The sequence below is a fragment of the Marisediminitalea sp. genome, assembly GCF_984433645.1.
Map to the genome: position 1 here is coordinate 1 of NZ_CFIDRX010000058.1, position 23,609 is coordinate 23,609.

The window sequence follows — 23,609 nt, forward strand, 5'->3', positions numbered from 1 at the left end:
TTATGCCAGTCTTTCTTGCGGTAAATAATTATCGCTATCGGCAGGCCCCACAGGGCAAATAGAGAAATGGGTTGGCCTGAGCCAGGACTAACAATGGCGATTCGTTCTAGCATTAACGTCACGGCGACAATACCTAATATGACAAGCTGAACTGAACTGAGCTGATTGCATCCATGTTCATTTCCCTATGAATAGTGTAATTGAATGAAATTTAATCTTAGAAGTTATGCCATTGCTTTGCAATGCTCCGAGGTCCCGGTATTCGCTTCACTAAACCGGGACCACAGGAGGAAAAATTAAGGCAGGGTGGAAGAATCCAATCAGCGACACATTTCGGCAGCCTACGTTCGCTAATCAGTTAACTCAGGCTGTAATACGGGAAATCCCTCGGCATCCCAATAGATAACCCGCGCTCTGGCGTGACGATTGGGGTCGGTAAGGGGCGTACCGCGCAGTGTTTCATAGTCACGGCTGTGGTAAATCATAAGGTCTGTAACCCCGTCTTCCGCTTTTACGAATCCGTTGTGACCCGGACCAAAACGCCCTGCTGCAGCATTGGTAGTAAAGATTGGCTTGTCACTCTTGTGCCAGCTTGTAGGGTCCAGTAAATCTGCATTTTCATCTGCCCACAATAAACCCATGGCATAGCGGTGATCCGTAGCACTGGCTGAATAAGTAACGAGCACGCGTCCGTGTCTTACAATGACAGCGGCGCCTTCATTTACCTTATAGCCCAAGACTTCCCAATCGAGTTTTGGTTCGCTAAGTAAGGTAACCGTGTCGAATTTAATCGACGTGGGTGAGTCCATTTCCGCTATCCACAATGCAGAGTTGTAAGTACGTTCGGCGTCTTGCTGCGCCCACACCAAATAGCGTTTTCCGCGATGCTCAAACGTCGTCGCATCCAACGAAAAGGAATCTACAGGTGTCGCAATGCGCCCCGCTTCCACCCATTTTCCCTCCATAGGGTTTTCAGCAGTGTTTTTTAGGGCATACATGCGAATACTCCACGGGTGGTCGATATCACCTGCAGCGAAATAGATATACCAGTCACCGTCGACTTCATGCAGCTCCGGGGCCCAAATATTTACGCTCATCGGGCCCTTGGTATTCTTTTTCCAAATTACTTTTGGCTCAGCAATTTTCAAATCGTTTAACCGGCACGCTTCGCGTAACTCTATTTCATCAAATTTGGGCGAGGTACCGATAAATGTGTAGCACCCTGTATCATCATGCCTGACTATCCAGGGATCGGCCCGTTGAATAACAATAGGATTATCAATAGGCTCAAGGGAGGTGGCATTTAACGCCATACTGAAGCCCATCAGGGTTAGGCTTGCCAATTGGACGCCTACGCGCAGTGTTTTGTTTATAGTTTGAGATATCATCACTTGTCCCTACTTAGCGGTTGCCAAGTTGCTAACCAATTATTAATATTGTATTACATATTTAACATGATCGCTGCTACACTTAGCAAATGCTTTTTGAATTGAGGTAAAAATGATTCAATATCGAACTTTCCCGCTGGCAACCCGATTAATCAAAGCTGGCACGGGTTTAATGGCTAGCGCCTTGCTAATGACGGGCTGTGGAGCACAAGCCAAACAGGTTGAAGTACACGACCCGGTAATGACAAAAGCCGGCGACACTTATTACGTTTTCAGCACCGGTCCGGGTATTACCTATTACGAATCGAAAGACATGGTGAACTGGCAACTGACCGGCCGTGTATTTCCCGACGAGCCAAGCTGGGCACGTCGCGTAGCACCGGGTTTTAATGGTCACCTTTGGGCACCGGACATTTATCAAAAGAACGGTAAGTTCTATCTGTATTACTCCGCTTCCGCATTTGGCAAAAATACCTCCGGTATTGGCGTAACCGTTAACACCACACTGGATCCTGACTCACCCGACTACGAGTGGGTAGATTACGGTGTTGTGATTGATTCTGTGCCTAATCGCGATCACTGGAATGCCATTGATCCAGCGATTGTTGAAGACGACGATGGCAACGCCTGGATGAGCTTTGGGTCATTCTGGGAAGGATTAAAACTGGTCAAACTGGATGACGATATGGTGCGTTTGGCCGAGCCACAAGAGTGGTACACCATTGCTAAGCGCCCTGGTGCCAACACCACTGATGACGCAGATCCAGGCGAAGGCGCTATTGAAGCGCCTTATATCTTTAAGCAAAACGGCTATTACTATCTGTTTGTGTCTTTCGACAAGTGTTGTCGCGGCATGGATAGCACTTACAACGTTCGCGTTGGACGCAGTAAAACGGTAATGGGCCCTTATTTCGACAGAGATGGCGTATCACTGCTCGACGGTGGCGGCACTATGGTCATTGAAGGAAACAAAGACTGGGTAGCACTGGGCCACAATGCAGCTTATACCTTCGACGGCAAAGACTATCTGGTGCTCCACGCCTATGAAAGCGCCGACAATGCCCTTCAAAAACTACGCATATTACCCATTACCTGGGAAGACAATTGGCCCGTAGTCGATCCGGCTGATTTAAACCGCCGTAAGACTAATTTGATAAAGTAAGTTTACTACCCACCTGACATATCTGCATCGTCAGGTTTGGTAGAGGAAAGCTCCCGTGCTGTTCACAAGGACAGGAACAGACCCACGGCGCGGGGGCATTTATTGCTGACTATCCTCGACTTATTCTTCGCACTATTGATCCACACCCTGGCGCTTTTTGGCCACTGACGCTAATCTGGCGTTTTCAGTCTCATCGTATGTTTTAGTCAGCCTTACGGGAAATATTGGTCGTGTTTTCAGTTCCAGTCCATTTGCATGCTCAGAGTGTATTTATAATCATCGCCGTTGCAGCCTTGCTGATGACGACGAATCGCGTCCGCTACGATTTGATTGCCGTGGTCGTTATTCTGGCGTTAATGCTGACCGGTATTCTGCCCGTCAATGCGGCACTGTCAGGTTTTGGCAATCCGGTCGTCATCCTCATCGCAGGTCTGTTGATAGTCGGTGAAATGCTCGACCGTACCGGGGTAGCGAGATTCGTTGGCGACTGGATCGGGGAACATAGTCAGGGCTCACAAAGCCGTCTACTGATCATGTTGATGCTTGCCTGCGCGCTGCTGAGTGCGGTGATGAGTTCCACCGCCGTTGTCGCAATTTTTATTCCCATTGTTATGCGCATCGCGCGGCGTAGTCACGGTGGCGCAGGGCAACTCTTGCTCCCTATGTCATATGCTGCGCTGGTCAGCGGCATGTTAACGCTCATTGCTACACCTCCCAACCTGGTTATCAGCGGAGAATTGAGCAATCAGGGCTTTCAGCCACTGGGGTTCTTTTCCTTTTCCGCCATTGGTATTGTCGTTTTAGCCGGATTAATGCTCTACATGGTTGTGATAGGTAAACATTTGTTACCCAAAGCCGACTCCACTGATACCACTTCTATGCGGCGGTCGATACAAGCCTTGTGGGACGAATATAGGGTAGACAGGGAGCTGATTTACCTGCAAATTGGCCCTGACTCCCCCCTGCATGGCAAGACTATTGCGCAAAGTGAGCTCTATAAGCGATACGGATTAAGAGTGCTGGATTTATCGCAACGGGTTCGCGGATGGCGTGAGTTAAAAGCGGGGGTGTCACCCGATATCGTCCTGCACAGTGACGATGTGCTGCACGTTGCCATACCCTCCTCGCAATTAGACGAAGCCAAACAGGCCAATCAATTATTTGTTTTCCACCCCTCTCAATTGGAAACTCAGTATCGCAGTTGGGAGTTCGGCGCAGTCAGTGTATTAATCCATCCGGATTCAAAGCTGATTGGTAAATCGATTCGGGAGGCGCAATTCAGGGACCGCTATGGGTTGGATGTATTTGGCGTAAGGCGAAACCGTCAGTCTATTGAACATTTTCAGGATCTCCTTTTACAGCCCTCAGACAGCTTACTGGTGACAGGTCCGTGGGCCAGAATTACGCACTTACAGCAGCAAAACCACGATTTTGTCGTACTGGAAACGCCTGCCGAAGCCTCGGATGTTGTACCAGCATTTCAAAAAATGCCGGCGGCGCTGATCATTACCACACTGATGGTACTCAGCTCTGTATTCAACTGGCTGCCGTTAGTCGCCTCGGTGCTGCTAGCAGCTATTGCCGCTATTGTGACTCGCTGCCTGAACGCCGCAGACGCCTACCGCGCCATTCACTGGCAAAGTCTGGTATTACTGGCGGGCATGCTCCCGCTAGCCGATGCATTACAGCAAACCGGTGGAACAGGCATGATTGTAGACGGATTACTGGGTATTGCCGAGAACGCCTCTGCGCAAACGGTGCTGGTAATGGTGTTTTTTCTCACCGCATTAATGACGAACATATTGTCTAACACCGCATCAGCAGTATTGATGGCGCCGATTGCCATTAGCCTTGCGCAACAATTAGGCGTGTCGCCCTACCCATTGGCTATTACGGTGTTGTTTGCGGCATCGGCTGCCTTTATGACCCCCATCGCCTCTCCCATAGTGACTTTGATTGTCGAGCCAGGAAAGTACCGCTTTAGTGATTTTATTCGGCTAGGTTCGCCAATGCTGCTGTGGGTGTTTGCGTGTTGCTATGTACTGATTCCGATTGCCTTTCCTTGGTAAAACAAAAACCGACAGGTCTTTTTCCCGGAAATGCAAAAAGGCTCCACAATGGAGCCTTTTCTCTTCAAGCACTAGCTAATGTTGCTCTGCCAGTAGTTTCGATTTCTTTTTGATCTTACAGTCTAAGATTCGCTGAGTATTCTTTCTACCTAGGTAATAAGCAACAGTATACGGATGCGCTCGCTTGAAGAAACGTTTAAGTGCTTTCATCATACATCCTCCTTCGCTTTGTTGCCTTATTCAATATATGACAATACTGTAATAAATGCCAGCACAATTTTTTAATCGTATACAAAAATACTGTTAGTTACTGATTTTATTACTAATGATTTTTATAAAAAGATCATATTTTTATTATTACTGCCATTGATAGAGCCAGTAACCAATACCTGTTTTTATAAAAATAAAAAATCCGCGTCCTTTTCAGGTACGCGGATTTTCGAGTTCATAGTAGGGAAGTTGTACATCCTCCCCCAGGTATAAACGCTAGTCCAGGTATTCCAATCTGAAGTTATCCAGCACCACTACGCCACCACTTTCGGTACGCAACTGAATGAACGAGTTTGCTGTAGCTACCGGACCTTCTACTTCGAGGGTACCAATCGTCAGCTCACCGATTAGCTTGGCGAAGAACTTCGAGCTACCGCCATGCATAGACTTACTGCTACTACTGGTATTGTTATCCACATAGATTTGGAAGTTATTGTCACCATCCGGGTCACTCACACTGACGATATCAACCAACACCTTGTATGGACGGCTTAAATCGAACACACCACGTCCCGCTGTATCGCTATCGGCCGTATCTGTGCCAGGTTGCGTATCACCAATGGTGAAACGCGCACTGTCCAGCGTAATTTGTCCGTCAGCAACCGTGATACCACTGCCACCACCTGTGATGTTGTGTAACGGCGCTGCACTGTCATCCGGCATCGACTTATAGTCGGCGCTGAAGAAGGCACTGGCATCGGCAGCACTGAAGTCCTCACTGTATGGCAGCGTGACATCCGTTGCTTCACCCGTACCAGAACCACCATCGCTTCCACCGTCTGTTATCGCAGGGATATCAAGCCCGGATTGGTCTATTTTGCCTACGCCAGCGTGGTTGATGACCTTGCTTTTCACAATGCTGGTGTCATCCAGGTTGTAATCGTAAGGCACTTCATAACTGCTGGTTGGCGTTTGGTCCGGACCCGCTACCACATCGGTACCCGATGGGGTGGTCCAGGTGACACCGGTACCAAACAGGTTGCCCGAGGTATTCCAGTAACCAATCACATCAGAGTAGAACGACACAATCGGGTTCTGGGTGTTTTCAAACACGTTGTTCTCGATTTGCAGCTCTGCACCAATACGCGAGTTAATCGCCGTTGAATTGATGTTGTTGTAGTAGTTGTTATACAGATGGCCATGACCGTAGCGGAACAGCGGTAAGCGCGACTCGATGTTCTCAAAACGGTTGTGGTGGAACGTTATCAGACGATCTGTATTGTCACTGGCCGTATCTGACTCGGTATGACCATGCAGCGACGCTTTCCAGTGATCGTGCAGGTAGTTATACGAAATCGTAATGTTTTTGGCACCTGATTTAGAGTCAATCAAGCCATCATAGTAGTCTTTGTCTACGTCCAGCGTGCTGTACAACTCGTTGTGATCAATCCAGATATTGCTGGTCGTCGAGCCATCGTCATCACCTTCAATAGAAATGGCATCCTTCGCACCCGTCAATACGTGATGGATCTTCAGGTTTTGCACAATAATGTTGTTGGCACGGCGAATCGAGATACCGATACCGTCGAACTCACCTCGGTCAGCCACACCTATGATTGACACATTGTCCATGTCTTTAATTTCAATGGAACGACCGCTGCCATCGTTATTGGCGTCGGTGATCACACCGTCGACATAGATAATAATCGGTGAATTCGCGTCTTTGGCTTGCTCAAGCGCAGCCGTTAATTTCGCGCCGGTATCCACAGTTACAACCATACCACCTGCACCGCCGGTAATATCAAAGTTGTAACCTGCAAAGCCTTTGTCGATTTCGGTTTCAACAATCACAGGGGCATCCAGCGGTTGAGGATCCCAACCTGCACCGTCGTTGTAGCCTGCGAACACACTTGCACGTGAGCTGTAATCCGCGGCTTCAGTCTCAGTTAGCGTGTAGCCACCTACGCGAGCACTAAGATCCAGCGCGTTGCCCTGTGCGTCTGTACTACCGTATTCACGCCAGCCCGCTGTGGCCGTAGCCGGATCCGGGTTAGGCTGAGGCTGACCATTGATGCCATCGTAAGCCCAGCCTACCGTAGCAATATGCTCACCAAAGGTATTATTGATCAACGTAATATTGTCGAAGTAGTTGCTGTTGCCACCACTGCGGGCAATATAAGTTGAACCCGCTTCAACTGTCGTACCCAATGGACCAGGGCCATGGGTAAAGTCGCTGTTCAGGAATACAAAGCCTTTGTCAGATTCGTTCTGTACACGCGCCTGCAGCACATAGCCACCTGGCGATGTCGCATCTGCACCGTACTTGGAATCACCGATAGTGCGGATTTCACTGTCTTCAAACAAGGCTGCATTTGCATAACCCCAGATGAAGTCGACGTTACCCGCCACCAGCGTGTTGTAGAACCAGCTGTAGCCTTTCAGCAGCAGGGTATCCTGCTCACTCATGAAGTTCATGTTGTTGGCCACTAAGCGATGACTACTGTTGAAGTAGATCGTTTCCGCTTGGTTTGAATCCACACTGTTACGCGTATGGCTGTTTTTCAGTGTGAAGTTATTCAGCACCAGCATGTCAGCACTTTCTACCAGGAACACACTGCGGCCACCGTTCGGAGTACCTGTGCCCAGTGGTTCGCTGCCACCTGTACCGCCGTTGTACGACTCGTAGTTGTCGTAGTAAATAACGGTATCGTCGCGGTCTTCACCCTGAATAGTCAGGTTGTTTTTATTGCGAACATACAGCAATTCGTTATACATACCTGACTTCACGGTAATAGTCGCGGCGGTGTCTTTTGCTACATTTTCCATTACGTAGTTCAGAGCGCCTTGTACAGTGCGGAAATCAGCCTGACCGTCGTCGTCGACCGTAACGTCATTACCTGACGGGCCTATCTCTTTGGTCGAGAATTCCCAGCCTGCGTTTTTACCCATGCCGGTAAAGTCCACACCGTTCAGCTGTGTATTGGTGACCACACCGTCACCAATGGCGACGTAGTAGGTTTGGTCATAATCGAGCGCATTGTTATGAGGCACAATCGTTAAGGTATTGCCTTCAACAGTAAACGCGCGGTAGTTCACCCGACGCAGGCGATCCTGGCCGCTGTAACCGAGTGCATTAATTTCACCACCGAGGGAAATCACATCTGCAACCGTATCATCAGCCGCGTTGTAGATACGCACTTCGCCTACTTCGCCCAGCGTAGGTGCGTTGTCGAAGGTCAGCATCAGCTTACCATCAATGTACGCGCCGGTTGATGCCAGGGCAGGTGATACCTTACCGGTAAGGTCGCCATACTCGCTCGACGGCATGACGAAACCTTCGGTTACCATGACCTCGATGCTGCGGGTTAGCGTAGCGTCTGAGCCTGAGGTAAAGGTGATAGTGGCACTACCAGCACCCACCGGTGTCAGTGTCACATTCGGACCATCAACAGTCGCCGTTACCACACTGTCTTTAGACGATGTCACGGTAAACGTATCGTCAGTGACACCATCGTTTTTCACAGCAGTGACATACACGTACAGCGGGTCACTGGTCGTGGTGGTATCCCAGGTGGTGTCTTTGTAGTCCAACGTTAACTGCACGGGTTTAACGGTTGGGTCACCTACTTTGAAGTCGTCCATTTCAAACGAACGGTTGTTAGTGAACATACCGATCAGGCCTTTAGCGGTAAACGTGCTGTCCGTTACCGATCCCATTTCTTCGCCATCCAGATACGCTGTTAACGTTTCGCCAACCAGGTCGAAGCGCACGCGGTACCACACGCCGTCAGTACCGTCTTTCTCACCGAGTAACAACGGTGTTTTTGCCTGCACTGGGCGGTTAATCGAACCGTCGGTGCTAATAGCAATCTCAATACGCGTGTTGCTGGACGAGTTTTGCAGGTTCATACCGCCGCCATACCAGTTACCTTCGCTGTCGTAGCGGGCAGTGAAGTAAAGCTGCTTATTGGCAGTGGTGCTGTTTTGACGAGGTCGAATACGTGCTTCTACAAAGTAATCTGCAGTATCCGGAATTTGCGCCATGGCCGCTTCGGTTAACTGCAGGATTTCGCCGCCGGTACTGCCTGCGGTATAACGCAGCATTTTGTTACCGTTGTCGTTAAAGACGTCGAAGCTACCTACCGCGCCTTCTGCGTTGTCTGGTTGCGCCAGTAATTCCCAGTTGTCGGTTGTACCGCTGGCGAAATCATCGCAGAAATACAGCTCGGGCTGGTCGTCACACGAGAACACACTGGTATCGTCAAGATATTCAATGCGCAGATTGTTGATGACTACGGTACCGCCGCTTTCTGTGCGAAGTTGCAGGAAGGAATTTTCCGAGGCAATAGGGCCTTCCACTTCCAGCGTGGTGCCTGGTGTAAGGGTGTTGATCAGTTCGCTGTAGAATTTCGATGCACCACCAAGAATAGACTTACTGCTGCTACTGGTGTTGTTATCCACATAAATCTGGAAGTTGTTGTCACCATCCGGGTCGCTTACCGATACAATGTCCATGACGACTTTATAAGGGCGGCTTAGATCCAGCACACCCGAGTTAGTGACATCATCACCTGACGTATCTACGTCTGGCGTTGAGTTACCAATGGTAAAGCGGCCAGAATCAATTTGCAGACCTTCACTGACAACGGTGACTGAACCACCGGTGCGCGTGTACATGGGCAGCGTTTCACCGGCACTGTTTACCAGGCTGGCAAAAGCGACTGAGAAAATGTCTTCAGTTACACCCACAAAGTCGTAAACCAGTGGCAGGTCAACCTGTGGAATTACGGGTTGTTCAGGTGTTTCCGGCTCTTCCGGTTCCTCCGGCTCTTCAGGTTCTTGTGGCACATCTACCGCATCAGCAACCGTTTCAATAGTCAGGTTGTCGATGGTAATGCTACCTGAGCTGTCGGTACGAAGCTGGAAGAACGAGTTGGTTACATCAGGGTTTAAAATACGCGCGTCCGGATCGTCCACTGGCAGACCAGTAACGTCGGTACCCGGTACATAGGTATAAGTAAAGCGCTGACCAATCGGGAAGTTCTCTTCACTGATGCTCATGCCAATAAACTTACTGGCAGCACCGTGGATAGATTTGCTTTGGCTGGTAGTGTTGTTATCTACGTAGATGTTCATGCTACCTGAGCCATTGTGATCAACAACGTCAAAGCTAATGGTAAAGCCCTGACTAATATTGAAGATACCGGTGCCCACTGTATCTGAATCAGCTGTTTCAGTACTCGGGCTGGCAGCGGCGTTACCAATGGTAAAACGCGCACCCGCCAGGGTTAATTGCCCAAGATCCGGGTCAATGATCGGGCTTCCACCGGTTTTGAAATACATCGCACCTGCATTTTCATCTTCTGTCAGGCGTTTGTAGCCCGACGAAAAGAAGGTGGTGATATCGGTATCGAAACTCTCTGCCAGCGCAGGCTCAATGGCTGATGCCGCTTCTTCAAGCGCAATCAGTTCCAGGTCGGCCTGCTCTTCGGTCAGTACCAGCAGGTTGTCTTTTGGATCTTCATCGGCATCACACATACGAACCAAACTGGTTACCGCTTGCGTAGGATTGTCGAACCAGCAAAGGCTGTACACCTGATTTACGGTGTTAAACGAGCGGGATACCAAATAATGGGTACTGGTTTCTGTGGTCAACACCAATGCACGACGACCAAACGCATAGCCGTAAGTACCGGTTACTGTTGACTCGCCTTCCACCATGGTGAACGTACCTGTCATGCCAGTGGCATCATCAGGCAGGAAATTAATGCTGTTTTTTAAGGCACTGCTGCCGCGAATAAAGGTGTTGTACAGTGTACCTGTGATCAACTCTACATTGATTGCATTGGTAAGCAGGGTACCGTATTCGCTTTCAAGATAATCGACGAAGTGTTCAACCGCTTCGTCGTAACCCACCAGGTTCGCACTACCGCCTGCCGTTGCCAGCCAAGGCTCAACATCAGCTGCGAAGTCGTCCGGGTCTTGGGCAAAGAAGGTTTCTATCGTTTCACCGTCGGCCAGGGTCATTTGTGCGGCCGCCGCTGCATTGGCAGAGATACTGATGCCGTTACTCGGATCAGCATCGGTGTCCAGCGCCTGCAATAAACGCAGCGTATTTACTACCGCAGGGTTGAATGGGTTATCGGTTTTAAACAGCGCCAGCGGCGTTAACAAGCTTGAAGCCGGCGCGCTCGGAAACGCGAAATCACCAATATGAAACGTGATTTGGTCTCCACGGAAATAGGAAAACTCCCCGTTGTCATTGGTTGTACCGTCGGGGAAAGACTCTGAGCTGTAGCTAATGCCACCTACCGGCGCATCGACAAACTGACCGGTCAGTGCAGGCGCGGGCTCTTCTTTTACATTTATGGTTTGTTCAAATCCGCAGCCGGTCACCAGCACGGCGCCGCTCATAATGGCGGCTATGCGATTGAGCTTTTTCATGTTCACCCTCCCAAGGATGATAGAGCGGGAGTGCAGCTAGCGGGGAACCTCAGTTACCCGATATTCTGTGCCACGTTCCCGATTCGATTAATTGTTCTGAGGCAATGCCTCAATCCCTGCATTAATAGAACTTGATCGTGGCACCCAGCTGATAGGTCTGGCCGTATACTTCCTTCTGATACAGGATGTTGCCACCGCTGTATTCGTTACCCTCGAAGTAGCGTAAATCTTCGGCAGACGTCAGATTGAGTGCATCGAAATACAACTGTACGTTTTCACTAACATCGTATTTCAGCTTCATGTCTACGCTGGTATAACCGGCCTGATACTGGTCTCCCCAGACTTTACACGCCTTGGCGTCAGCCAAATCTGCAGATACCGGGCACGAACCAATTTGTTCCAGAATGTCGGAACGGTAGTTGGTAATTAAACGTGCCGAGAATACTTCGTTTTCCCAACCCAGCGTCAGGTTAAAGGTTTGGTCAGCCTGATCAGGCAGTGGCACAGAGCCTTGACGTACTGTGCCGTCTAAGCGCGCATCACTGTCCAGGAATGTGGCATTCGACTGAATAAAGAAGCCGTTTTCAAAGTACTGGTTGTAGCTCAGTTCAACACCATACACTTTGGCTTTGTCGCCGTTCAGTGTGATGTTGATTTCGTCCATTACCAGGTCCTGTGGAATAACGAATTCAGTCACCTGATTCACCGGCAGGCGCACTGGCAGGTCAGCCAGCGACATGGAAATACCGTTTACATCAACAATGAAGTTTTCAATGTCTTTGTAGAACAGGCCAATTTCCATAAACAGGTCTTCACTGGCGTACCAGCTCAATGACGCATCGTAGTTAATTGACGTCATGGCAGTCAGGTTAGGGTTACCCACATCAAGCGCGTTGTCTGATGCAAGAATGTAGTCCTGTAGCTGACGGATGCTTGCGCCACCTTGTGAATCATCGCAATTATCACTGGCCGGTGGGCAAAGTTCGATATCGCTATCGAAGGTCGCATAGCCACGCGCCTGCTTGAACGATGGGCGAGTGAAACTGGTCCACACTGCACCACGAACCAGAATATTTTCAGTAGGCTCATAGCGAATATGGGCACTAGGGAAGAATTCACTGTATTTAATGGAAGCCTCTGGCAGTGGAATTGCAATATCCAGGCTACCGTTCCCTGCACCATTGAACTCAAAGTCATCGTTTTCCAACGACATAAAGCCCGTGGATGCAAACTCGGTTTCTACCCAGCGCACACCGGTAATCAATGTGGCGTCCATTCCCAATGGAATTTCGGTCATGGCGTACAGCGCTTTGGTGTCTTCATTTATGGTGTAGTCGCCTTTAGTACTTTCAATCGACTCTTCACCATTGGTTGCGCTCTCCACTGTTTGACGAGTAACATCTACCATGGCATCTACCGTGGCAGCACTCTCAAACGGGTACTGGAAATCGCTGTTGGCCGGAATGGCACTGGGGTAATCAGCCAGGCTGGAATTCACCACATCGATACACGCTTGATCGTCATTACAATCGTCTGCAGATGGGTCAAAGCTCCAACGGTTTTTGTCCCGCTCGTGGAATCGCTGGGTGAACAAGCCACCTACTTTGACGTAGTTGATGTAATCGCTGTACACGTCTTTGCGCAAATTGAACTGGAAGCTTTCCAGATCATCAGTGCGCACACCGCCTTCAAGGAACAGATTATCAAAGGCGAAATTACTTAGATCGCTGGCATCACCACGGCCTGAGCTACCAAACATGTCGTCTGTGTAGTCCAGTCCTGCGAAGGCTGCCGCTTCTTCAGGACTCATTACTCGCGCATTAATGGTATTGCGCAGGCCCTGACCATAAACAATCAAATCCCGCTCACGGAATTGCACACGGCGGTCGCCTCGAGAGTCTTCCTCAGACTTTGAGCGTGCGTATTCATAATCCAGGATCCAGGTTTTATCGAACGTATTTCTTCCACCTACGCTGAACGTGGTGGTTTCGTTGGTACTTTCCTGAATAAAGTGCTGATGGAATACATCGATGTCAGAGAGAATAAATTCCTTTGTCTGATCGTTTACGTAAATGATTTCGTCGTTGCCAAATGAACCCGCATCCTGGAAGTCGTAGAATTCACGCAGCGCGAAGTCACCATCTTCGTATTTCGTATAGGTACCTTTTACATAGTAATAGGCGTCATCTGAAGGCTTGTATTCTACGTTCAATGCACCTGCGGTACGGGTACGGTCAGCGATTTCACGGCGCATTTCAAGTTGCGCAGGCCCCAGAATTTCCGGACCAAAGTTATCCGCTGCAATGTCTTCGTCGGTTAGTGGAAAGTCCGCACGATAGAATTTCATTTCGTTGGTGCTGTGGTGGCGAGTTTCGTCGATCAACGTTTCGCGGTCTTCATAAGAGAACGCGTAGCCGATACCAATTTTGTCACCCATCAGAAGTTCAGTCCCGTTCAGGCTGAAACGAGGAGAATGAGACTCGCGTAACTCATTGTACGCATCCTGAATTTTCAGGTTGAGCGTTTCCTTTCCACGGTCAAAGGCCGAAATGGCTTTAACGTTAACGGTACCACCAATTGAATTGAGGTTCTGATCGGGTGTTAACGACTTCAGTACTTCAATAGTCCCCAGCAAATCTGCAGGTAATGCATCCAGACTGACCGCACGGTCTTCACCCGCACCGGCCATTTCTGCACCGTTCATGTTGACGGTAACGAAGCTTGGGCCTAACCCGCGCACGGCTACAAACTTACCTTCACCTTCGCTTCGTTGTAATGTTACGCCGGGCAGGCGACGCAGAGACTCTGCCACGTTCTGGTCTACGAAGTTACCCAATTCATCGGTAGAAATCACCGAGCTGAATCCATCCTTCATACGTTCCAAATCACGGGCTTTCAGATCTGCTGTTTTTACACCTTTAACCTGAATAATTTCCAGATCCTGTTGCTCGTTGTTCTGTTGTGCTTGTTGAGCTTCAGCATCGGTTTGCGCTGGTTGTTGCGCAGTGGCATTGGCTTTTTCTTGTTCGGCTGGCGTCGAAACTTGTTGTGCGTAAACGGGCAAACTGAATGCCAGACAGGCCATTACCGCGTTTAACTTAAATGTTCTCATGATCCTTTCTCCAGACACGAGCCTCAGGGCTGGTGTTGATGAGTGGCGATATAATTTTTTCTAATGGCACGTACAACAGGTATAACACACCAAACCAGTGCCACCGGTGGCAATATATCGCCATTCCAACACGAGATCAACATTTTATTAACAGAAATGACACTAGCGGGGAAAGAAAACATAACAGTAGAACAAGATAGGGTAAACGCTCGCAAATTAGCGTAGAAATGAAGTAGCTGTGGTTACTCTGCAGAGATGGAACGGCTAAGCAGAGTAACCAGCGTATTATTGTGCCCCAGCGCTAAATTCCTTGGCATAATCTGCCCAACCGCCGGCACTCAGTACAGTGAGCTCAGTATTGATTAAACCATTGCCAAACGTCGGTTCACCCCGTCGAATCTCACTTAACAAACGTGTATCGACAGAGTCCTGGAATCCGCCCCCGGCATTCCTGTTAGCCCCTACGTCACCTTTGATTATCAACAAATCATAGGCCTCTTTAGGCGATAGCGTAGTGCTATCTGGCTGTTCAAAAGGTGTATTTACAAGGGTTGAGGCATACACGGCTTCAACCGCTTCGGCAGACAGTTTTTTCTGATTTTTCACCGACAAGCCCAAGCGATTATTCTTTGTGACATCAGGTCTTCCGTCTATTTCATTACCTGCGATAAACGCCTGGGTGCCAGGTAATTCGGGCTTTGCCCAGAATTGAAAGAAATGTTTGGCCTCCGACGCAGGGCCTGGCTTGTAAAAGTTATTGATAAGATTGAATTTTCCACCTTCTGCTCCATAACCGCTGTTGTCGCCCCAGTTGTAAAAGACATTATTACGGATATCCACCAGCGTTTCAGATTGCGGGTAAGGCGGTTTAAGCCTGTAACCATTAATGCGCGGGTTCCGACTGTCGTGATGCACAATAACATTGCGGATAAAGCTCGCTTTAGCGCCTCCCCAGATGCCACCATAGCCATGACTGCCTTTGTGGTGACCGGCTTCCTTCAGGCTTTCAGAAATAATCGAGTTTTGCAGGGTAAACCGCTGATTGTTATAAAAAGATGCAACTTCGTCATTTGCCCAACTCAAAGAGCAATGATCGATAATGATGTCCTGTCTTCCCCGCGCATTAAGCGCATCGCCTTCACCTTGCTCAACACCAGGCCTGAAGCGCAAATAACGGAGGATGACCTGATTGGCTTTAATGGATGTTTGAGCGCCGGCAATAACAATCCCATAGGGTGATGTCTGACCGTTAATCGTGATGTGGTCCCGGGTGATTTCCAGCACATCCTTCAGATGAATCACGCCCGACACAGCAAACTCAACAATGCGCGCGCCTTTCTGTTTTACTGCATGGCGTAGTGTGCCAGGCTCCGGATGTTCAGGGTTGTCGTCCAGCGACGTAACAACATAGGTTATGCCACCTCGCCCGCCTTGCGTGTATTGGCCAAAGCCAACAGCGCCCTCAAAGGCTTTTTCGAGACTTGCACCATGCGCCTGGGAGTAGAAAAGTACCCCAAAAAAAAACGCAATACTAAACGAGACCGGCTTAGCCATTAGAACCACCTTACCAATATTTGCATCGTAAACCGGCAGACCAATTGTAAATTTATTATTTATGCCACCGGTAGCATTACAATCAAAAATACACCATGATGATTGCTTTTACAACCTGCTAACCATTTTCACAATTTAACAGCATTTACAGGAGAATGGTTAGTGTTGTGTTGGGATGATCCGGCAGGGTACGTCCTCAAACACCGCCCGCAATGAGGCGTTATACACGCTGCAAACCAAATACCCCAGTTCGGCAGATGTCAGGAAGGGGTAACGCCCGAATATTTCTATTTTGTCTTGGGTAGCGAGTACAACAGACTCGCTTGAGCGCGACGCAACCACCTGTTTAAATTCAGCGTCCTGATAATGATTAGCACAAAAACCATCCTTGGATGACCAGGCACAAACCCCCAGAAAACACAGGTCAAAGTGAAAGCGTTTAAGCGACTGAATAGCCACGTTATCGACAGCGCCGCCAACCATAGGGTCCAGCTCTCCGCCAATTTGAATGGTATGAATCGACTTTTGTTCCAGCAGACACAAAGCAATTAACGGACTATTGGTCACCACAGTAAGCTGTTTATCAGTGGGTAACATGCCAGCCAGAATCAAATTGGTGCTCGAGGCATCAAGAAAAATCAGTTGGTTCTCTTTTATCAAAGACAGTGCTTTAGTCGCGAGCTGCTGTTTTTCATCGCTATTGCGCTGTAACCGTTCCTGCTGAGTCCCCGACGGTGGCGCATAGGACATGGCCCCACCGTGAATGCGTTTACAGAAGCCTTGCTCAGCCAAATGCCTGAGATCGCGACGAATAGTCGCTTCGGTTGTGCCCAGACACTCCGCTAACTCAGAGGCCATGACTTTGTTCTGGGTTCGCAGTTGCTCAATAATGTATTGATGCCTTTCTTCGGGCGAATACTTCTCCACACTCAACGCCTTTTCGTGTTTTATGGATTATTGTGAATCACTATATTACACGAGCTAACATGAAATGTTCATTTGTTTTTATTTTTGTCTGCTTTTGTTTATTTAAGCAAAAATAACCGTTATGATATCGTTTACCATAACAATTTTGACAATAAGTTCAGTGCCTGATGGACAATACGGTCTCAAATAACACCCCCAAAACACGCTCTGCCACACGCGTCATGTTTTTAAGTGCGGGAATGATCACTGCTGCATGGGCTTCAATCATTCCTTTCGTTAAATACAACGTGCAAATCAGCGACGGCGTGATTGGCGGGTTATTACTATGCCTGGGTGCAGGCGCTTTAGCAGGCATGCCATTGGCCGGTGTGTGCTCAGACCGATTTGGTTGTAAGCCTATCCTGATAACCTCTGTTATTAGCTTCGCACTGCTGTTTCTTCTCATTCCAATGATGACGACTGTGCCGGCCTTAGCGTTTGTATTGTTTTTATTTGGGATGAGTATCGGGCTCACAGACTGTGCAATGAATTTACAAGCCGTTGTCGTTGAAAAAGCGTCAGACAAACCGTTGATGTCAGGGTTTCACGGATTTTATAGTCTGGGTGGAATGGTTGGTGCCTTAGTGATGACTGTGCAGTTATCAATGAATGTGCCGGTACTTACAGCTTGTCTTGTTACCTCGGCATTGGTGTTCGCATTATTGCTATACAGTCAAAGCGGGTTGCTACGCAATGCACAAGGCACATCGGGCCCGCTGATCATTATGCCCCGCAGTGTCGTGGTGCTGATTGGCGTAGTCTGCAGCATTCTGTTCTTGTCGGAAGGCACGGTATTGGACTGGAGCGGTATTTACCTCGCCGAGTTTCTGCATGTAGAAACTTCGAAAGCGGGTCTTGGCGTAGCCAGTTTCTCGATAGCCATGACAATAGGCCGTTTGACAGGAGACAGCATTGTGTCGTCGCTGGGTCCGAGAAAGGTCATCAACGCGGGGGCGCTGACAGCTATCTCTGGATTTCTGATCACCTTGCATACCGACATGTGGCAGCTGGCGCTTTTCGGTTACGCGTTGATTGGCTTTGGCTGCGCCAATATTGTTCCTATTATGTTTTCTGCGACTGGCAAGCAAGATGTTATGCCTGAATCGATGGCTGTAACAGCGGTATCGACATTAGGCTATGCCGGTGTGCTCGCTGGGCCTGCGCTGGTTGGCTTTGGCGCAGAAGTGTCAAGCTTGCCTGTATCTCTGCACGCTGTTGTAGGCCTGATGATTGTCGCTTTACTGGTTAGCCTGAAAATCCGCGTGTAATAGCAACACTGACAACGATTACCCCGAGCCGTTTAGCCAGCGGCTCACTGCAAACAATGACTGTGAAATAGCACACACTATTTCGCACACAATCTGACTTTATCAACTCACCCATAACTTTTTTCTCATTCTGAAAAACCACAACGAGCTAGCAATGCGCACTGAAATTGTTATAGTATAACATCACAAGAGCAATAAGGTATTATCCAATCATGTCCGACGTTGTTATTCAGGCAACGAATTTATCCGTTGACGTTCAGTCCAAAAAAATTCTCAAAAACATATCTTTCCAAGTCCATAAAGGCGAAGTACTGGCGCTGCTTGGCGGCAATGGTGCAGGTAAATCCACGACCATAAAAACGTTTTTGGGGCTAATGAAGCCCACATCAGGCGACGTTTCACTGGCAGGTGTCAGTGTGCCAACCAACCCGGATGTAGTGCGTAAGCAGGTCGCATATTTACCTGAGTCGGTGATGCTCTACGGCCACCTGACTGCTATAGAAAATATCCGTTACTTTTTGTCGCTCTCTGGTAAGCAAAAAAGCGATGAAGACATCGCTGTTTCACTTAAGCGTGTTGCACTTCAATCGTCGTCGTGGCACCAGCCGCTTAGTGGCTATTCAAAAGGCATGCGACAAAAAACAGCCATTGCGCTCGCGCTGTTGCGGGACGCACCAATTCTATTTCTGGACGAGCCTACGTCAGGCTTGGATCCGGTCGCTATCGATGAATTTAACCGACTGATTAATCAGTTGGCCAGCCAGGGTGCGACCATCCTTATGGTGACGCATGATGTTTACGGCGCTTGTCATGTTGCCAACCGTATTGGCCTACTTCGCGATGGCGAACTTGTGGGCATGTTCGACGCTCCCGCCGAAGGCAATATTGACTCCGAGGTTGTGCACAAAGCGTTTGCGCAAGGGAGCGCGGCATGAGTAACACAGTGCTCACTGTTGCCCGTGACGAATGGCGTTACTGGCAACGCTCCCGCCTGGCACAGTCTGTCGTCATTCTGGCCTTTTTGCTGGCAATTGCCTCAGTGTGGGTAACCCATGCTTCGGTAAGTCATTCCATTGACCAACGCCAGCATCAGCAGGCCGAGTCAGAAGCCGTTTTTGAGGCTCAGCCTGACCGTCACCCACACAGAATGGTGCATTACGGGCACTATCTGTTCCGCTCACCGCCGCCACTGGGCTCGTTGGACCCCGGCATAGACGCCTTTACCGGCAATGCGATTTTTCTGGAAGGACATCGTCAGAATGGTGCTACGTTCGCGGATCAAAAACAGGCCAGTGGCTTAACCTGGCTTGCGACACTCACCCCGGCGTTCGTTATGCAGGTATTAACCCCGTTGTTGATGATAGTCATAGGCTTTGGTGTTATGACCCGTGAACGGGAAGCCGGCACGTTGGAGTTTCTTAAAGTCCAGGGCGTTTCACCTTTCGTTATGTTAGCCGGTAAAGGTATTGCGTTAGCCGGGGCTGGTATGCTGATACTCCTTCCGTTGTTCCTTGGCGTCTGTCTGACTTTACTGGATGGCGCAGCTGTATTACCCGCGCTGGCGTTTTTGGCGAGCTACGTTATGTATATGGCGGTCTGGATTGGCATTGTGTTGCTGGTCTCTACGCTTGCCAGCTCTAACAGCAGCAGTTTCGGCAGTCTCATCGTTGTATGGATTGCACTTTGTCTTATTGTGCCCCGAATCGCCAGCAACACCGCCAGCGTATTAGTGCATTCTCCCGGCAAGCTTGAAACCGATTTCGCCGTGTTAAAACAACTCAGGGAAATGGGCGACGGACACAATGCTAACGATCCAGCTTTTAAGGCGTTAAAAGACAACCTGCTGGCCAAGTACAATGTCGACAGCGTTGAGGCACTGCCCATTAATTTCAGAGGGATTGTTGCGCAACAATCAGAGGCCGATTTAACCAAGGTACTCAACGATTTCGCTGAACAGCAAATGACTCAACAGGCAGACCAGGCTGCTATTGCGAGGCAGTTTGGATGGCTCTCCCCCATGATTGCGATTCAGAACGCCTCCATGAAGCTGGCTGGTACCGACCTGGAAAACTACCACCGCTTCCTGCGCGAAGCAGAGGACGTGCGCTTTGACTTCGTCCAATCGTTAAACAAGCTCCACGCTGAAGGTATGACGCTTGAGCAGGATGCGAATAAATACAAGAGTCTGGAAGCCAAAAAGGCCGCCACGGTGAGTGCCGACAACTGGCAAATACTGAACGATTTTCACTTTACCCCACTACCGCCAACTCAGCGGTTTGCCAACAGTTTGCTGGCCATGACACAACTTGTAATGTCACTTGCTGTGGTATTCGGCGTCATTTTTTATGCAGGTAGACGAGTATGAATTTTCTGGATATCCGTCGCGAAACGGTGTTTTTGCTGCGCAAAAAAAGTATAGCCCTGCTGCTACTTGCAGGTTTCTTCCTGGCTTCGTTTTCAGTGTGGACAGGCTCGGTGGACGTTGCCCAGCAGCACCAAACCATAGAGCGTTTACTGGTTGGGGACAACGTCGACCGTGAAGAGGTCACCCATAAACATCACGATTATGGTTACATTGCCTACTACACATTTCATTTAACCTATGCGCCGCCATCACCGCTGGCCTTTGCGGCACTGGGAGTACGTGATATTTACCCGTGGAAGCACAGAGTAAGGATGCTGGCTCTGGAAGGGCAGATCCACGAGTCTGACACACCGAACCCTGAGCTCGCACTGGCAGGCAAAATAGACTTCACGTTTGTGATTGCCGTATTTTCACCGCTGCTACTCATCTTGTTGTTGCACGATCTCAGAGCATCTGAGCGCGCTGCTGGCCGTCATGACTTTTTGGTGGTCACGGCCAGAACCCGTAACAGCCTCTGGCCCTTGCGTACCGCCATTCTTATGGTCGCACTCTGGCTTACCCTAATAGTACCGTTTTTGTTGGGCTGCGCTGTCAATGGCGTAGGCGTCGCTGACGTGTTCATGATCAGCGCCATCGTGTTGGTTTATCTGCTTTTTTGGTCAGTCATTTGCTACCTGGTTGCCCGGCTTGCATTCCCCGCTCCGGTGCTGGCCTCATTCCTATTAGGCGGTTGGCTACTCACCACATTTATCATTCCTGCGGTGGGCGATGTGGTTATTGAAGAGGCTTATCACGGCCCAGAAGGGGGTGACATTCTGATGACCCAGCGGGAAGCAGTAAACGACGCGTGGGATCTGCCACATCAGGTCACTATGGACGCGTTTCTTGAAACGCATCCACAGTGGCAAGGCAAAACCCACACCACCAGCTTATTCGAATGGAAATGGTACTTCGCGTTTCAGCAAGTCGGCGACGAAAAAGCCCTGCCCCTGGCCATTGCTTATCAGCAAACCGCAGAAGATCGCTACCGTGCGGCGGGCTATATTGCGTTGCTTTCACCAGCCACCTTATTAAAGCGAGTTTTAACGCACTGGGCACACACCGATGCACCGGCGGCCTGGTACTACGAGCAACAAGTCAGGGCATTTCACGCTGAATTACGCCAGTTCTACTACCCGTTTTTATTTAATGGTACGCCGTATAGCGAAGCGTCGCTGGCAGACCGCCCTGTTTTCACCCCTTATAAAAATACAGAACGTTAACCTGGAAATCTTTCAATGAAACAACAGCATACGCACTTTTTAAAACACGCGCTTTCACTGGCCGTTTTAATGAGCATTAATGCCCCGGCCATGGCACAAGACACCAGTTCAGATGATGAAGACCTGGAACACATTGCAGTGGTAGAGCAGCGTCAGGCTTATCGCGGCAACGTGCCACTGAAACAACTTCCACAGTCAGTAGACGTTATCTCTGATGAACTGCTCGACAGCATGGGTATCTTCGACCTGCAAACCGCGCTGAAATTCACCAGTGGCATTGCCAGTCAAAATAACTTTGGTGGTCTGTGGGACAGCTTTGCTATCCGCGGTTTTGCCGGCGACGGCAACCGCCCATCCGGCTATCTTATTAATGGTTTCAACACTGGCCGGGGCTTTGCCGGTAAGCGCGATGCGTCCAGCATTCAGGCCATCGAGGTACTGAAAGGACCGGGTTCTGCGCTTTACGGTCGCGGTGAGCCTGGCGGTACCATTAATATCATTACCAAAAAGCCACAGTTTGCTGAAGAAGGCTATGTTGAAGCCACGGCGGGTAGTTATGGCTTGTACCGTTTGGAAGGCGATTATACCAACGCAATAAATGCCGACCTGGCTTTCCGCGTTAACGGCGCGTACGAAGATGCAGAGAGCTTCAGAGATCAAGTAGAAAGCAATAAGCTGTTTATTACTCCGTCTTTGGTTTACGCACTGAGCAAAGACACCAAACTCTTCTACGAGCTGGAAATCATTGATCAGGAAGCTAACTTTGACCGCGGCATTTCGATTCCGAATGGCCAGTTTGGCGTCGTCCCTATTGATACGTTTTACGGCGAGCCCAATGATGGCCCGATTGAAATCAAAGGCGTTGCGCACCAATTGTCGTTGCAATCCAAGCTTAATGATAACTGGAGTATCAACGGTGGCCTCAGCTACCGCGATTCGTCATTTGAAGGTTTCTCAACAGAGCCAGAACTGTCAGGCGGCCGACAGCTACTCTACGTCGACGGTGAAACGCTATCGCGTCAGCGTCGCTATCGCGATTACGACACCACGGACCTATCGGGCCGCGTTGAGTTAAGTGGCGAAGTGGCAACCGGCGACCTGACTCACCACATTCTGATTGGTGCAGATGCCTATGACTACGAATACGACCAGTTAATGATGCGCTGGCGCACCGCCTGGGGCGCGGGGGACACCACCTACTCAGTGGATTTACTGAACCCTCAGTATGGTCAGGCACAACCCGAAGTAGCGCCGTTGATTGATTCAAACGAACAGCAGCAATCGTTTGGTCTGTATGTACAGGATCAGATTGATATCAACGACCAGTTCAAAGTGCTATTCGGCTTGCGTTTTGACGACTTCGAGCAGGAAATCAATGGCGTTAACACACTCGACCAGACTGCCACCAGCCCGCGTTTAGGTGCGGTATACCTGCCCAACGAACAATTTTCGTTTTACCTCAGCTACTCTGAAGGCTTCAGCCCGAACAGTGGTGTCGATAACGACGGCAATCCGTTTGATCCGGAAGAAAGTAAGTCCTATGAAGGCGGCATGAAGTTTAGCTCTACCGATGAGGCTATCAACGGTACGCTGGCGATCTTCCATGCAGAAAAATCCAACATTCTGGCTGCAGATCCTGTCAATGGCGGCACGATTGCCATTGGCGAGGTGGAAAGCTCAGGTATCGAGGTAGACATTGATGCTGCGATCACCGACGCCACGGTAATGACTTTTTCTTACGCCTATATTAATGCGGCTACTCAAAACACGGTTACGAATCCGGACTGGGGTGTGGAAATTGCTGCTGGC

12 protein-coding genes are annotated in these 23,609 nt (G+C 49.5%); 7 read left to right on the forward strand and 5 right to left on the reverse strand.

All coding sequences use genetic code 11. The features are described 5' to 3' along the window. Positions 1–350: 350 nt before the first annotated feature. A complete protein-coding gene (locus tag AC4MRN_RS09415) occupies positions 351–1,325 on the reverse strand; it encodes a glycoside hydrolase family 43 protein (protein ID WP_491203130.1) in 975 nt (324 codons plus the stop codon). Between the two features lie 235 nt (positions 1,326–1,560). On the opposite strand from AC4MRN_RS09415, the gene AC4MRN_RS09420 reads away from it, so the two are divergent. After that, positions 1,561–2,550 (forward strand): arabinan endo-1,5-alpha-L-arabinosidase, encoded by a 990-nt coding sequence (locus AC4MRN_RS09420; RefSeq protein WP_491203131.1) that lies wholly within the window; start codon positions 1,561–1,563, stop codon positions 2,548–2,550. A 299-nt stretch (positions 2,551–2,849) separates the two neighbouring features. Beyond that, positions 2,850–4,619 (forward strand): SLC13 family permease, encoded by a 1,770-nt coding sequence (locus AC4MRN_RS09425; RefSeq protein ID WP_491203122.1) that lies wholly within the window; start codon positions 2,850–2,852, stop codon positions 4,617–4,619. Positions 4,620–5,105: 486 nt separating this feature from the next. On the opposite strand, the gene AC4MRN_RS09430 is transcribed toward AC4MRN_RS09425, so the two are convergent. The 4 genes from AC4MRN_RS09430 to AC4MRN_RS09445 form a co-directional block, all read right to left on the reverse strand. Then, a complete protein-coding gene (locus tag AC4MRN_RS09430) occupies positions 5,106–11,273 on the reverse strand; it encodes a pectinesterase family protein (RefSeq protein WP_491203123.1) in 6,168 nt (2,055 codons plus the stop codon). 121 nt (positions 11,274–11,394) lie between these two features. After that, the gene (locus AC4MRN_RS09435; RefSeq protein WP_491203124.1) at positions 11,395–14,385 is read right to left on the reverse strand and encodes a TonB-dependent receptor; all 2,991 of its coding nucleotides are present in this window, start codon (positions 14,383–14,385) and stop codon (positions 11,395–11,397) included. A 285-nt stretch (positions 14,386–14,670) separates the two neighbouring features. Next, positions 14,671–15,939, reverse strand: a complete 1,269-nt coding sequence (locus AC4MRN_RS09440) for a pectate lyase family protein (RefSeq protein ID WP_491203125.1) — start codon at positions 15,937–15,939, stop codon at positions 14,671–14,673. 159 nt (positions 15,940–16,098) lie between these two features. Further along, positions 16,099–16,866 carry a DeoR/GlpR family DNA-binding transcription regulator gene (locus AC4MRN_RS09445; protein ID WP_491203126.1) on the reverse strand — a complete coding sequence of 256 codons (768 nt, stop codon included), beginning with the start codon at positions 16,864–16,866 and terminating at the stop codon, positions 16,099–16,101. A gap of 221 nt (positions 16,867–17,087) precedes the next feature. Here AC4MRN_RS09445 and AC4MRN_RS09450 point away from each other — a divergent pair, with 221 nt between their 5' ends. The 5 genes from AC4MRN_RS09450 to AC4MRN_RS09470 form a co-directional block, all read left to right on the forward strand. Then, complete coding sequence (locus AC4MRN_RS09450; RefSeq protein ID WP_491203132.1) at positions 17,088–18,173, forward strand: MFS transporter; 1,086 nt, start codon at positions 17,088–17,090, stop codon at positions 18,171–18,173. A 212-nt stretch (positions 18,174–18,385) separates the two neighbouring features. Then, on the forward strand, positions 18,386–19,108 hold the full coding sequence (locus AC4MRN_RS09455; RefSeq protein ID WP_155016179.1) for an ABC transporter ATP-binding protein: 723 nt from the start codon (positions 18,386–18,388) through the stop codon (positions 19,106–19,108). Then, positions 19,105–20,538: an ABC transporter permease gene (locus AC4MRN_RS09460; protein ID WP_491203127.1), complete on the forward strand. Its 1,434-nt coding sequence runs from the start codon at positions 19,105–19,107 to the stop codon at positions 20,536–20,538. The genes AC4MRN_RS09455 and AC4MRN_RS09460 overlap by 4 nt, the downstream gene beginning before the upstream one ends. Then, entirely contained in the window at positions 20,535–21,800 is a 1,266-nt protein-coding gene (locus AC4MRN_RS09465) for a DUF3526 domain-containing protein (RefSeq protein WP_491203128.1), read from the forward strand. The genes AC4MRN_RS09460 and AC4MRN_RS09465 overlap by 4 nt, the downstream gene beginning before the upstream one ends. 15 nt (positions 21,801–21,815) lie before the next feature. Next, positions 21,816–23,609 (forward strand): TonB-dependent siderophore receptor (locus AC4MRN_RS09470; protein ID WP_491203129.1); only part of this gene is annotated, 1,794 nt, incomplete at its 3' end.

What these genes read in the sequence shown, in the direction of transcription:
- AC4MRN_RS09415 (WP_491203130.1), bottom strand. Translation starts at nt 1,325, where the DNA reads ATGGGCTTCAGTATGGCGTTAAATGCCACCTCCCTTGAGCCTATTGAT.
- AC4MRN_RS09435 (WP_491203124.1), bottom strand. Translation starts at nt 14,385, where the DNA reads ATGAGAACATTTAAGTTAAACGCGGTAATGGCCTGTCTGGCATTCAGT.
- AC4MRN_RS09440 (WP_491203125.1), bottom strand. Translation starts at nt 15,939, where the DNA reads ATGGCTAAGCCGGTCTCGTTTAGTATTGCGTTTTTTTTTGGGGTACTT.
- AC4MRN_RS09450 (WP_491203132.1), top strand. Translation starts at nt 17,088, where the DNA reads ATGTTTTTAAGTGCGGGAATGATCACTGCTGCATGGGCTTCAATCATT.
- AC4MRN_RS09420 (WP_491203131.1), top strand. Translation starts at nt 1,561, where the DNA reads ATGGCTAGCGCCTTGCTAATGACGGGCTGTGGAGCACAAGCCAAACAG.
- AC4MRN_RS09460 (WP_491203127.1), top strand. Translation starts at nt 19,105, where the DNA reads ATGAGTAACACAGTGCTCACTGTTGCCCGTGACGAATGGCGTTACTGG.
- AC4MRN_RS09425 (WP_491203122.1), top strand. Translation starts at nt 2,850, where the DNA reads ATGACGACGAATCGCGTCCGCTACGATTTGATTGCCGTGGTCGTTATT.
- AC4MRN_RS09455 (WP_155016179.1), top strand. Translation starts at nt 18,386, where the DNA reads ATGTCCGACGTTGTTATTCAGGCAACGAATTTATCCGTTGACGTTCAG.
- AC4MRN_RS09465 (WP_491203128.1), top strand. Translation starts at nt 20,535, where the DNA reads ATGAATTTTCTGGATATCCGTCGCGAAACGGTGTTTTTGCTGCGCAAA.
- AC4MRN_RS09430 (WP_491203123.1), bottom strand. Translation starts at nt 11,273, where the DNA reads ATGAAAAAGCTCAATCGCATAGCCGCCATTATGAGCGGCGCCGTGCTG.